We start from the raw sequence: 13,298 nt of genomic DNA, 5'->3' as shown, positions 1-13,298 counted from the left end.
CAAAAAGTGGGCCTTTAATGGTTCCTTTAGATTAGCTATGCTTTAAATCCGCGTGTTCGAGTATTTGCATGGCTTCGAGATTGTCGGAGAAAATTTCAATCAAGTTTTAACCACAAGGAGATTGGACTGAGATGGCTGTTCCACCTGAGGCGGCTGGACAAGCTGCCGAGTCGCATGGTTCCGCCGCGTCTGCGCTCAAGCCGCATCTGACGCGTGACCACGTTGTTATCCGGTTTGCGGGCGACTCTGGCGATGGGATGCAGTTGACGGGGATGCAGTTCACGGCCGAATCCGCGCTGGCCGGCAACGATATCGCAACACTGCCCGACTTTCCCGCTGAGATTCGCGCGCCGCAGGGAACCCTGGCCGGGGTCAGCGGCTTTCAGCTGAATTTTTCGAGCAGCGAAATTTTCACCGCCGGCGACGAGCCCAACGTGCTGGTCGCAATGAACCCCGCGGCGTTGCAGGCCAACATCGACGATGTCCCGCCCAACGCCGTCATCATCGTGGACCGCGAGGCGTTCACCGATTCCAACGTCAAGCGCGCCGGCTACAAGACCAATCCGCTCACCGACCATTCGCTCGACAAGTTCCAGGTGATCGAAGTCGACGTGACCAAGCTCACCTCGCTCGCCGTGCATGGCATGGGCCTCAATAATCGCGCGGTCTTCCGATGCCGCAACATGTTCGTGCTCGGGATGCTGTCGTGGCTGTATCAGCGTCCGATCGAGAGCACGCTCAGCTATCTCGAGAGCCGCTTCAAGAAGACGCCCGAGGTTCTCGAGGCGAATATCAAGGTGCTCAAGGCCGGCTTCAACTACGGCGAGACCACCGAGATGTTCGCGAGCTCGTACGAAGTGCCAGCTGCGCGAATCGCTCCGGGACTGTATCGCAATATCACCGGGAACAGCGCGACTGCGCTGGGATTCGTGGCGGCTGCGGTGAAATCGGGACGTCCGCTGTTTTTGGGCTCGTATCCGATCACCCCCGCCAGCGACGTCCTGCACGAGCTTTCAGGCTTCAAGAATTTCCCCGTTTATACTTTCCAGGCCGAGGACGAGATTGCCGGCGTGTGCGCGGCGATCGGTGCATCCTTCGGCGGAGCGATTGCAATCACGACTACTTCGGGCCCCGGCATGAACTTGAAAGCCGAGGCAGTCGGCCTCGCGGTGAAAGTCGAGCTACCGATGGTGATTACCGACATCCAGCGAGCGGGTCCGTCTACCGGAATGCCGACCAAGCCCGAGCAGGCGGATTTGCTGCAGTCGATGTACGGTCGCCACGGCGAGTCGCCGATTCCGATTATCGCAGCGTCGACGCCGGCCGATTGCTTCGACTGCGCCTATGAGGCGGTGCGAATCGCCGTCAAGTACATGACGCCGGTGATCCTGCTCACCGACGGCCAGCTCGCAAACGGGGCGGAGCCGTGGCTGCTGCCCGACGCCGATAAGCTTCCTGAAATCAAAGTCGAATTCGCGACCAACCCCGAGGGCTTCCTGCCGTACAATCGCGAACCTGAGACTCTCTCGCGTCCGTGGGCGGTGCCCGGGACCAAGGGTCTCGAGCATCGAGTTGGTGGCCTGTCGAGCGAGAATCTCACCGGCAACGTGAGCTACTCGCCGGCCAACAACGAGCTGATGGTTCGCACGCGGGCGCGAAAGATTGCGGGTATCACGCGCGAGATTCCGCCGACGCAAGTGTTCGGCGACGCCGAAGGCGATCTCGTCGTGCTCGGATGGGGCTCTACTTACGGCCCGATTCGCGAGGCGGTCAAGCATTTGCGCGCGAAGGGCAAAAAAGTCTCGCACGTGCATCTGCGTTATCTGAATCCGCTGCCGAAAGACCTCGAAGAGACGCTCAAGCGTTTCAAGCAGGTCATGATTCCCGAAATGAATATGGGACAACTGCTCAAGATGATCCGCGCCGACTACCTGATCGACGCCTTCGGATTCAACAAAATCCAGGGCCGACCGTTCAAGGTCAGCGAGATCGAAAACCGCATCAACCGGGCCCTGGAGGGCTGATCGAAAATGGCTACCGCTCTTAACCGCAAGGATTTCGTTTCCGACCAGGAAGTTCGCTGGTGCCCCGGATGCGGCGATTACGCGATCCTGGCCGCGGTGCAAAAGACGATGCCCGAGTTTGGCATCGCGCCGGAGAACACCGTCTTCATTTCGGGAATCGGATGCTCGAGTCGATTTCCGTACTACATGAATACGTACGGCTTCCATACGATTCACGGCCGCGCGCCGGCGTTCGCGACCGGGTTAAAGATCTCGCGGCCCGATCTCGACGTGTGGGTGGTCACCGGCGACGGCGACGGCCTGTCGATCGGCGGCAATCATCTGATCCACGTGCTGCGGCGCAACGTCGATCTGAAAATTCTGCTCTTCAATAACAAAATCTACGGACTCACCAAGGGCCAGTACTCGCCGACTTCCGAGGTTGGCAAAGTCACCAAGTCCACGCCCGCCGGTTCGGTGGATTTCCCGTTCAATCCGATCACGGTGGCGCTCGGCACGCACGCGACGTTCGTTGCGCGTACGATTGACGTCGAGCAGAAGCATCTCGGCGAGATGCTCAAGCGCGCGCACGCCCATCGCGGGGCGTCGTTCGTCGAGATTCTGCAGAACTGCAACATCTTCAACGACGGCGCGTTCAACGACGTCAGCGACAAGGCGCTCAAAGCCGACCATCAGCTGATTCTCGAGCACGGCAAGCCGCTCATCTTCGGCAAGAATCGCGACATGGGAATCAGGATGAACGGGATGCGCCCCGAGTCAGTGCAGCTCGGCGCAGGCGTCACTGAGGCGGATCTCGTCGTGCACGACGAGACCAATCTCTCGCTCGCGTTCATGCTCGGAAACTTCGAGCCTCCGCTGCCGACTCCCGTGGGCGTCTTCTACGCAGTATCGCGCCCGACCTACGACGGCGCGGTGAACAAGCAGCTCGAAGACGCCAAAGCAAGGCAGGGCGCCGGCGACCTGAAAATCCTGCTAGGCAAGGGCGATACCTGGACGGTGACCAGCTAAACCTCGAACATTTCTAGTGAATGCAAAAGGCCCGCGAGACAAAACCTCGCGGGCCTTCATTTTCCCCTCTCCCCGAAAGGGAGAGGATCAAAGGTGAGGGTCCTTATTCAGCGCGCGCTTAGCGCGCGATTCAAGATTCTGTTCCTTACCGGAGCTTGCTCTCTTCAGACGGTTTCCCTTCGTACTCCAGGGTCGCCGCCGCCGTCATAGTGATATGGCGTCTCTGTTTTTCTTGATGAATGCGAACAGCTGACCGGCGATGTCTTCTCCCGTACCGAAATAGGAGTTGTCGCAATCGTTCAGGACTTCAATGTTCATCTCGTTCGCCGCGACGACGGCTTCAATCGCCTCGACGCTAAGGTCCGGAAGATGAAGGGACTCGATAGCTGTCTGCGTGATCTCGGCTGTTTTCGGACAACCAATACGAATAAGCGCTGGTACTATGATTGGTGCGTATTCTTGAGAAGAGTTTTCGAAAAATTGACTGTAGCCCCCGTTGTTTACCTCACGCTCGAGTGCCTCGATCGCGAGAATCACGTTCTCTTCAGCGCTGAGCGCACTAGCGCCGTCACGGTAAGCCTTTTTGCCGAGTGCCTCCTCGAACACGAGGACGAGAGAATCAATCCGGTACTCACCTTCCAGCGACAGCAGTTGCTCGGCTGTCTGGCCGGAGTACGACTGCAGGAACGGGAGCTTTGTCATTCAACTTTTACCGCGGCAGCTCGCACTTGTAGACCTTCATCACGTTCTCGCCCATCACCTTTGCGCGCGCGGACGCCGGTAGCTTGTGCGCAAGCTCCTCGACCTCCTCGATGTAATTGCCGACGTGATCGGGATGCGGAAAATCCGACGCCCAGAAGAATTTGTCGGCGCCGCACAGCTCGACCATCGCGGGCAGCGAGCGCTCGTCGGGGTCCGCTGAGATCCAGCAGTTGCGATTGAAGTAGAAGCTCGGCTTCTCCTTGAGCGATACCGTCCGTCCCATCGCGCTCTCGTAAACCGCGTCGAGCCTGTCCAGCCAGTAATCGATCCATCCCGCGCCCGCCTCGAGCAGCACCAGCCGCATCTTCGGAAATTTGTCGAAGGTGCTGTACTGGAAGAAACTGGTGAACGCATGACGAATCGCGTCGGCCGCAACGATATTCAGGAAGTAATAATTCCAGCGCATGAATTTGCGATCGTAACGTCCCGGCGCCGCCCACACCGGCTCGAGCGACGGATGTATTCCTATCGGCACGTCGAGCTCCTGCGCCTTGGCGAACAGCACGTCGTGATCTGGATGCGCATGCGGTTTGCGCGTCATCACGAATTGCGCGACCCATCCACCTTTGCATCCCGCTTTGACCGCGCGCTCGAGTTCGACCGCGGCCGCGGCTGGATCGCCGAGCGACAGATGTGCGATCGGAATCAGCTTGCCGCGGCTCTCAGAGCAGAAGTCCACGATGTAGCGATTGTAGGCGCGGGTGCATGCCTGCGCGAGTTCGGGATCTTCGGTCTCGGTCTCCCACAGCAGGCTCATCGTGGGATAGAGGAAGGCGGCGGCGAGGCCTTCCTGGTCGATTCGCTTGAGCCGTTCCTTCGCGTCCATCGCGCCGAACGGCGCAAAGCCGCGGTACGTGGGTGGGGCGTCGTACTTGTCGTTGCGCGTCGCACCCATCGCGGAGAGTCCGCCGAGCCGCCCGCCGCTGAAAACCTTCGACGGCTTACCCGCGACCTCGAGGTACTCGAGTCCCTTGGCGTCGGTGCGGACTCTGACTGCGCGGTCCTTGTACTTCGCTTCGATATAACGGTCCCACAGACCAGCGTCCTCGAGGATATGCCCGTCAGCATCGACGGCGCCGGTAAAGGTCAGTTTCTGGATCTCATCGAGACGATTCGACATTGATAGTGGCTCCGCATGCGTCCGAGATTTCTCACTTATAGTTCACGATTCGGTGCGCGCGCCAGCAACCAAATCCCTTCCCTCGAGGGAAGGGGAACCGGACGCGGAGAGAGGATCGGCAACGGGATTCTTCGCTGCGCTCTGAATGACACAAAGAACTGCAATGACACGAAGAAATGCAATGGACACAGGAAGAGAACCTGAGAGCAAAAGGGCGTCCTCGCCATTTTGCGATTTCTTAGTACTGGGTGCAGGGGTCACCCCTGCCGAAGGAAGCGTGAAACCCACCGCGGGTTTCACATTGATTCCTAATGCGCCGCGTTCGACATCGTCGTGGGATTGAAAAAATTGTCGGTCGCGATTCCCATGTTGATGTACCAGCTTTCGTGCTCGTCGGTCTCAACTCCTGGCGAGAGCACGACGGTCGAGAAGCCGTTGGTGACGTCTTCGTCGACCAGCGCGGTCTGGAACATCCGCTTGAACGGCCAGATTGCTACGCGCGCATCCGGAATCGGACGGTCGCGATACGCGTTGAAGGTTGCCACTGTCTTCCACAGCTTGCCGTCGCGGTCGTATTGGTCGGACGCTGTGATGAACCATCCTTCCGAGTCGATATAAAAAATCCGCTTCGGAATCGAAACGCCGCTGCCGAGTACTGAAGTTTGTTTTGCGTCCGCTTCGATCACGTAGAGCCGCCGCATTTCCCAGTTCTCGGGGCAGACTGTTCGTCCGCCGTCGGTCGGGCACGCCTTGGCGGGTGAGTTCTCCGCATTCACCACCGCGAGCATCGGCTTCTCGCCGAGGAACTTGTAATTGAAGTCCTCGATTTTCGCGGCGAAGCCAAAAAACGAATCCGGATCGAGATTGCTCGCATAGGTTCCGGCGCCCGCTCCTCCTGCACCGGCGCCCGCGGTCGTGTCGAGTAGTCCCATGACATCCGAGAGTTCGCTGGCCGACGCCCGGGTCACATGCCGGGTTCGCCGATTCATCATCCAGCTGTTGTCCTCGATCTTCGGATCGATACTGCGGTAGCGGATAAATCCAAATCCGCGCATCTCCGACGGCTCGAGAAACGGGTACGCGCCGAAGCGGTAACGGATTCCTCCCCTCGTAGCTTCCGGGTCGGTCGGGATCGGATTGACCTCGGTGCGCCCAATGTTGTTGTAAAATCCCACGTTGCCAATCGTCAGATGCTCGACTGGATCGGCGGGCGACGAGCCCGGTCGATAGCTGGCGATCTCGACATTCTTCGATACTGCGTCGTCGGTGTAGAGCGGCCGGTAGCTGAAATTCCACATCACCTTCAGCGCCCCATTCGGATCGTTCGCATCGACCAGCGGAAACGGCAGCCCGGCAGAATAGCCTTTCAGTGTCCCATCGGGCGCGAGGCTCACCTGCGGCGAGTATTTCTCAGTCGCCGATTTGTACGGTGGGGGCCACTCGAGCCGATCGGTCGGCACGATCTTCATCGTCATGCCCTGCTTAACCAGGATGAAATTTCCCGGACTGACGAGGTCCACCACCTTGTCGGCCTGATCCGCCGTGACAGTATCCCCGGGATTTACGCCCGCGCGAGCCCAGCCGGCGGTCGACAGAGTCGCGAGAGCGAGCATCACAGCAACTTCAAGCTTTACTTTCATTTTCTATTCTCCAACTCGCCCGCATAAAAATCGCGGCGTCAGAAGCTGAGACGCTTGAAGCGGCTCTCGGGGATCATCCGCACCGCTCCCATGATGATGCGCCAGAACCATGGCACATATACGACTTCAGCGCGTTTGCGATACGCGGCGTAAATCAGGTCGGCGGCCTTGGCGGGCGGAATCGTCAGCAGAGCGCCCTCGCGTCCCCAGGTCATGCGCGTATCGACGGTGCCGAGCTTTACCGTCATCACGTGCACGCCGGATGTGGCCAGGCGCCCGCGAAGTCCTTGCGCAAAAGTGGCGAGGGCACCCTTGGCAGATCCGTACACGTAATTTTTCTTGCGGCCGCGTTCGCCGGCGACCGACCCGATCACGATGATGAAGCCCGAGCGCTGCTGTTCGAGATGGCGCGCGGCCAGCGTCATCAAAGACACGGCGCCGGTGAAGTTCTGATGAATCGTGGCGAGCGCCTCGGCCGGATCGGTCTGGGCAACGTCCTCGTCGCCGAGCGTGCCGAAGCATACGATGACGCCGTCGAGTCCGCCGAGCTTGGTTGCCACGTCGCGGATGAACGCGTCATGCGAGGCGAAGTCCGACGCGTCGAAGGTGCCGGAAAGTGCGGGCACCCCCGCGCGAACGCTGACGTCCTCTGCAACCCGCCGCGCCTCGTCGGCATTGCGCGCAGCCAGGTACAATCGCGCACCATCGAATGCGAACCGAAGCGCGAGTGCGCGTGCGATCGGACTGGTAGCGCCAAGAATCAGAACTCTGTTCATAGTAGGACGGAATTTATTCCGTCATCCGCAGCCTGCGCGAAAGGCTCGACGAGAAGCGGTTGCCGGGATCGGCGACGGCTTTTGCCGCCTGCCACTTGGGGAGATTCGGATACATCGCGCGAAACGTCTCGGGCGACATGCGCGCGTCCTTGGCCAGGTACACGCGCCCGCCGCGCTTCAGCACCATCGCGTCGAGCGTGTCGAGAAATTCGAGCAGCCCGTCGGTCACGGGGAAGTCGATCGCGAGCGTGTACCCGGGCATCGGGAAGGAGATCAGCCCGTCCTGCGCGCCGAACTTCTTGAGCACGGCGAGAAACGAAGCGCGCCGGCTGCGCGTGACCTCCTCGAGCAATTCGATCAGGCCCGCGCGGCTCTCATCGGGTGGCCATACGCATTGATACTGCACGAAGCCGCGCTTGCCATAGATTCGAGGCCAGTTGCGGATCGAATCGAGCGGGTAGAAAAAACTGCCCCAGTCGAAAATAGTGTGGGCCGCTTTCTCGCGATGGAAAGCATAGTTGAGCGCGTTGAACGCCCTGACGGTCAGCGAGTTCACGACCGGGAAATCGAGCGGCACGGGAGGGCTCAGCTTCGGCATCGTGTTCAACGGATCTTGCGCCAGATTTCGCGGCAACTGCTCGAGCGTCGCAAAGTTGCCGACGTTGAGGATCGATCGGCCCAGCGCGCTCCTGGTGCTGTTGCAATCGATCCACGCGACCGAATAGCCGTACTGTGCGTCGATACGCTCGAAGGCCTCGATCGCGGCGTCGACGTTGCCTGCACGGATCAACTCGCCATCGAGATAGGCGCTCTCGACCCGCCGCATCCTGAGTTCAAGCTCGAGGATTACGCCGGTCAGTCCCATCCCGCCGACGGTCGCCCAGAACAGATCGGAGTTTTCCTCGCGCGAGCATCTAAGCACCTCGCCCGACGCGACCATCAGATCGAAGTTAGTCACGTGCGAGGCCAACGACGAATCGCGATGGTGATTCTTGCCGTGAACGTCGGCTGCGACCGATCCGCCAAGCGTAACGAATCGAGTCCCCGGAGTGACCGGCGGAAAAAATCCGCGCGGCAAAAAGACATCGATCAACTCCGCAATCGTGACCCCGGCCTCGCATCGCAGCAGGCCGGTGGTTGCGTCGAACGAGAGCATCCGATTAAGCCGCGTCAAATCGACGACACGATGGTGATCATTGAGTGCCGCATCGCCATAAGCGCGCCCCGCCCCGCGCGCGATCAGCGAGGTCGAATCAGCGGTCACAACAGCCTGCAGCTCAGCAATTTTATCGGGCCGGTAAACGTCGCTTTCGGAAAGCGGATACCGCCCCCATCCGGAGAGCAGGGCACGGCGCGGATGCGCCGCAGAGATAGTGTTCGTCGTCATAGTGAAAAAATCAGATACGCATAGAAGCTAACAGGAAGACCGCGGTCGAGAAACGCCCGCGACCCGCAGGGTACTGATCAAATTCGGGCCGAACCCTTAGAGGAATAGGGCACTGCGTGCGTCACGACCAATCAATTGGCGGGCAGGCAGCGAAATGCTACCCTGTGTAGCGGTGGATAGTGCGGAGTTGCGTCGATGAGGGAATCGTTCTCGGTCTTTAGATGTGATCGTTTCTGTTTTCGGTAGCGCTCTTCCTGGTGCGCCCTGTCATCCTTCGCTGACAGATTGTGTTCATTCTGAAAACGCAGACTCTAAGCTTACGGTTACAGTGCGTGGCTCGGATTCGAGAGTGCCGGGGGATTGTATGGAACACGTATGGGTGGGGATCGTCCTGGTGGTCGGGATATACGTCAATCTGTTCGGTCTTTGGCTTTACCGAATGCCGAGCGAAGCTAGCCGGTGGCCATCGTTACAGAGATGGGTCGCGCAATTTGAATTTTCACCCGAGACGTTGGGCGGGTTCTCCTACGCTCGATTAGCACTCATCAGTTTGTTGGGGTTATTCCTTGAACTCCTGATGATCAGATGGATTTCTTCGGAAATCACCATCTTCGCCTACTTCAAAAATTTCGTATTGATTGCGTGCTATCTAGGTTTCGGGCTGGGTTGTTATCTGTCGCGTCGGCCAATCAATCTGATGGCGCTCTGCGTACCACTGATAGCGCTCGGCCTGTTGTGCGAATTTCCTTCGGACGGGCTGCGAGACACGATAAGGCAGCTGACGGGGTCTATCGGCGCCATCTCGCAAGTGGACTATTGGGGCGTTCCTTCCTTGCCGCTCAATATTCACAATGTCGCAGGAGCCTTTTCAGGTTCGTTCTTTGTTGTGTGCGTTTTCGGAGTAATAGCTCTGCTGTTTATTCCGGTTGGCCAGTTAGTCGGATGGTTCCTAGAACACGCCAGCGACGGCATCTTCGGCTATACGGTCAATATTCTGGCGAGTCTGGCCGGAATCGTTCTGTTCACACTGCTGTGCTTTGAATTTCAGCCACCTTCCATTTGGTTCGTGGTGGCTGGAGCTGTGGCTGTATGCTTGCTCTGGAAACTGCCGAAACTGCGATGGACCGCGCTGGTGACATTTCTTTTTTGCGTTGTGCTGACCAGTCTTCCGGCAGGCAACGATACTAAGGTCTACTGGTCGCCTTACCAGAAGCTGACCCTCCAACCGGAGCGTGAGGCAGGCGAGATACTGAGTTGGAAGATTAGTACCAATAGCACCTTCTATCAGCAGATCCTTAATCTCTCTGATCGTTTCGTGGCAGCTCATCCAGATTATTCTCGAAATGAAGCCCTGAAGTGGAGCCGCTACAATCTGCCATACCGCTTCTTTCCACACCCCGCGTCAGTGCTGTTGCTGGGTGCCGGCACCGGTAACGACGCGGCCGCCGCGTTGCGCAACGGTGCGGGCGACATAACCGCAGTGGAAATCGACCCTCTTATTCTGCAATTGGGCAGGAAGCTACACTTCGAGCAGCCGTACAGTTCACCTCGTGTGCACGTGATCCTGAATGACGCTCGAAGCTACGTACAGAATACGGACCAACGATTCGACCTCATCATTTTCTCATTCCTGGATTCTCACACAACAAGTTCATACTACTCGACGATTCGGATCGACAACTACGTCTACACGCTAGAGGCGATCCGCCAAACCAAAGCTCTGCTGAAGCCGGGCGGGCTTATGATCATCAAGTTTGCGGTTCTGACCCCGTGGATCGGCGGACGGTTAAGAGAGTTGGGTCAGGCGGCATTCGGCACTCCGCCATTGCAGACCCAGGGAGGCCGTTTTTTGATTCTGGGTTCGCAGGAACGGATCGCGCAGGCGTTGAAGGATCCGGGGCTGGCTGCCTACGTTGCTGCCAATAGCGATGCATACTTACAAGTCGCCGCGCTGACCACTGACGACTGGCCGTATTTCTATCAGCACGAACCCGGCATTCCCGCTTCAGTGATCATTATTTTATCGGTGCTGATAGTTGTTTGTTGCGTATTCCTAAGAGAGACCGGTACTCCAATTGGTTCGCTGCAATGGCACTTCTTTTTTCTCGGCGCCGCTTTTATGCTGCTCGAGGCAAATATCATCAGCCGGATGGCGTTGCTGTTCGGTACCACATGGGTAGTCAATTCGATCGTGATATCGGGTCTGATGCTGCTGATTGTGGCTGCCAACCTGATTGTGCATTGGCGGCCGGGCATCGCCGTGACGTTTGCCTATGTCGGGATTTTTATCTCGATCCTCGTGGCCTACATTGTTCCACCTGAAGCCTTTTTCCTCGGCTCTTTCTGGGCCAAGATGCTCGCTTCGACCACTATTTTGTGCCTGCCGGTGTTTTTTGCAGGCATCGTATTTATCGTCAGCTTCGCTTGCGAAGGATTTCGCAGCGACGCACTTGGTTCAAATCTTCTCGGAGCGCTCTTGGGTGGGATGCTCGAATCGATTTCGATGTGGACAGGAATGAAATCGATATTGATGTTGGTCGCGTTGTTCTACGCGCTTTCATGGATTGTACTCCTCACACAAGCTTCGCGAATCGAAGACCGTCAGGCGATCCCGGATTCCGGCACTGCGCTGGTTTAGCCTTTGTGGCGTGATCGCGGAACCCTCACCTACCGGCGGCTGCGCCCGCCGGCCTCCTCTCCCGTAACTGAACGGGCGAGGTAAGATACGGCACCTTCGACTCCACCCGAACAACATCTAACAGGGACCCTACGAGTACTCGGGGTAAACTCCGTCGCGCATCTTTCTTGATACTAAGGTGCAGGGGTTACCCCTGCCGAAGGAAGTTTGAAACCCACCGCGGGTTTCAAATTCGATTGTGTGAATTCGTATCTGCGTGGTTTATAGGATCAGGAATCCTATCTGACGGGAGAATTGTTATGTCCTGGGAGAAAGAGGTCGAGGAAATTCGGCGCCGGGTTGAGCTTGCGAAGGGGATGGGCGGGGATGAGAACATCAAGCGGCAGCATGATGGCGGCAAGCTCACAGTGCGCGAGCGGATCGAGCGGTTGCTCGACCCCGGGACCTTTCACGAGTACGGCGCGCTGGCGGGGGTGCCGAAATACGAGGGCGAGACGCTCGCGTCGATCGTGCCTGCGAACTTCGTCGGCGGCACCGGACGAATCAATGGGCGGCGCGTAGTCGTCGGCGGCGACGACTTCACGGTGCGCGGCGGTGCGGCCGACGCGAATATCGGTAACAAGCGCAGCTACGCGGAGCTGATCGCGCATGAACTGCATATCCCGATCATTCGGCTGGTCGACGGAACCGGCGGCGGCGGCAGCGTAAAGACGTTCGAGACTGTTAAGCGAACCTACGTTCCCGCCAATCCGGATTTCGACGTGCTGGTGAAGTTGATGGGCGAGGTGCCTGTGGTCGCGGGATGCATGGGCTCAGTCGCGGGCATCGGCGCGGCGCGGGTGGCGGCGTCGCATTTCTCGGTGATGGTGCGAGGGACGAGTCAGCTCTTCGTCGCGGGACCTCCGGTCGTCAAATGGGGCGTCGGCGAGGATCTCACCAAGGAGGAACTCGGCGGCGCCGAGATTCACGCGCACATGAGTGGCTCGGTCGATAACGAGGCCGAGACCGAGGATGACGCGCTCGCGCAGATTCGCCGCTTCCTGTCGTACCTGCCGCAGAGCGTGTGGAATGTGCCGCCGCGAACGACGCCCGACGACGATCCGGGCCGTCGCGAAGAGGAGTTGATCAGTATCGTCCCGCGCAATCGCCGACACGGTTACGACGCGCGGCGAATCGTCGAGCTCGTGATGGATCGCGATTCATTTTTCGAGATGACACCGTTCTTCGGGCCGTCGCTGGTGACGGGATTTGCGCGGCTCGACGGATTCCCGGTCGGCGTGATGGCGAACGATCCGTTTTCGATTGGCGGTTCGCTGGACGGGCCGGCGTCAGACAAGATGGTCAAGTTCATCGACCTTTGCGACACTTTTCATCTGCCGGTGGTGAACTTCGTCGATCAGCCCGGATTCCTGATTGGGCGCGAGGCCGAGATGGCGGGGACGATTCGGCGCGGCGTGCGCGCGCTGTATGCGATGTTCCAGACTACTACGCCGCTGGTCGCGATCATGGTGCGCAAGGCGTTCGGCGTCGCGGGCGCGGGCCATGGAATCACGACCGGGCTGAATCTGCGTTACGCGTGGCCGTCGGCCGATTGGGGCTCACTGCCGATAGAGGGCGGAATCGAGGCGGCCTACAAGCGCGACTTGGCGGCGTCGAGCGATCCGGAAAAGTTGCGCAAAGAGCTCGAGGATAAATTCAACGCCGTGCGATCGCCGCTGCGCACCGCCGAGGCGTTCGGCATCGAGGAGATAATCGATCCGCGCGACACGCGGCCGCTGCTCGTCGACTGGGTGCATCAGGCGTACGAGATAGTCCCAACTCAGTTGGGGATTCGCACGCGCACGATGCGGCCCTAGGCAAGGAGCAGAATCTTGAATCGCGCGCCGAGCGCGCTGTATTCGGACTCTCACCTTAATCCTCTCCATCACAGGGAGAGGGGAAGA

The 13,298-nt window shown here is 58.9% G+C and carries 9 protein-coding genes; 4 read left to right on the top strand and 5 right to left on the bottom strand.

Going from position 1 to position 13,298, the window contains the following annotated elements; translation table 11 throughout:
• Positions 1-131 precede the first annotated feature (131 nt).
• Positions 132-2,024, top strand: coding sequence for a 2-oxoacid:acceptor oxidoreductase subunit alpha (locus WB650_RS22630; protein ID WP_422302779.1), 1,893 nt, complete (start codon positions 132-134; stop codon positions 2,022-2,024).
• Between the two features lie 6 nt (positions 2,025-2,030).
• The gene (locus tag WB650_RS22625) at positions 2,031-3,032 is read left to right on the top strand and encodes a 2-oxoacid:ferredoxin oxidoreductase subunit beta (protein ID WP_422302781.1); all 1,002 of its coding nucleotides are present in this window, start codon (positions 2,031-2,033) and stop codon (positions 3,030-3,032) included.
• A 204-nt stretch (positions 3,033-3,236) separates the two neighbouring features.
• Here the strand turns inward: WB650_RS22625 and WB650_RS22620 are convergent, their stop codons facing one another.
• The 5 genes from WB650_RS22620 to WB650_RS22600 form a co-directional block, all read right to left on the bottom strand.
• Positions 3,237-3,734 (bottom strand): DMP19 family protein, encoded by a 498-nt coding sequence (locus WB650_RS22620; protein WP_422304900.1) that lies wholly within the window; start codon positions 3,732-3,734, stop codon positions 3,237-3,239.
• 7 nt (positions 3,735-3,741) lie between these two features.
• Positions 3,742-4,914 carry an amidohydrolase family protein gene (locus WB650_RS22615; RefSeq protein ID WP_422304902.1) on the bottom strand — a complete coding sequence of 391 codons (1,173 nt, stop codon included), beginning with the start codon at positions 4,912-4,914 and terminating at the stop codon, positions 3,742-3,744.
• A gap of 308 nt (positions 4,915-5,222) precedes the next feature.
• Positions 5,223-6,554 carry a DUF1329 domain-containing protein gene (locus WB650_RS22610; protein WP_422304904.1) on the bottom strand — a complete coding sequence of 444 codons (1,332 nt, stop codon included), beginning with the start codon at positions 6,552-6,554 and terminating at the stop codon, positions 5,223-5,225.
• A 38-nt stretch (positions 6,555-6,592) separates the two neighbouring features.
• Positions 6,593-7,330 (bottom strand): SDR family oxidoreductase, encoded by a 738-nt coding sequence (locus WB650_RS22605; protein ID WP_422304906.1) that lies wholly within the window; start codon positions 7,328-7,330, stop codon positions 6,593-6,595.
• Between the two features lie 13 nt (positions 7,331-7,343).
• A complete protein-coding gene (locus tag WB650_RS22600; protein ID WP_423962142.1) occupies positions 7,344-8,717 on the bottom strand; it encodes an FAD-binding protein in 1,374 nt (457 codons plus the stop codon).
• Positions 8,718-9,081: 364 nt separating this feature from the next.
• Between WB650_RS22600 and WB650_RS22595 the strand changes: the two genes are divergently transcribed.
• Both WB650_RS22595 and WB650_RS22590 read left to right on the top strand, forming a co-directional pair.
• Positions 9,082-11,355 (top strand): methyltransferase domain-containing protein, encoded by a 2,274-nt coding sequence (locus WB650_RS22595; RefSeq protein WP_423962141.1) that lies wholly within the window; start codon positions 9,082-9,084, stop codon positions 11,353-11,355.
• A 299-nt stretch (positions 11,356-11,654) separates the two neighbouring features.
• Positions 11,655-13,211, top strand: coding sequence for an acyl-CoA carboxylase subunit beta (locus tag WB650_RS22590; protein ID WP_423962139.1), 1,557 nt, complete (start codon positions 11,655-11,657; stop codon positions 13,209-13,211).
• Positions 13,212-13,298: the final 87 nt, after the last annotated feature.

Source organism: Binatus sp. (SeqCode), assembly GCF_049584895.1.
GTDB lineage: Bacteria > Desulfobacterota > Binatia > Binatales > Binataceae > Binatus.
This window is presented reverse-complemented; position numbering and strand designations above follow the sequence as displayed.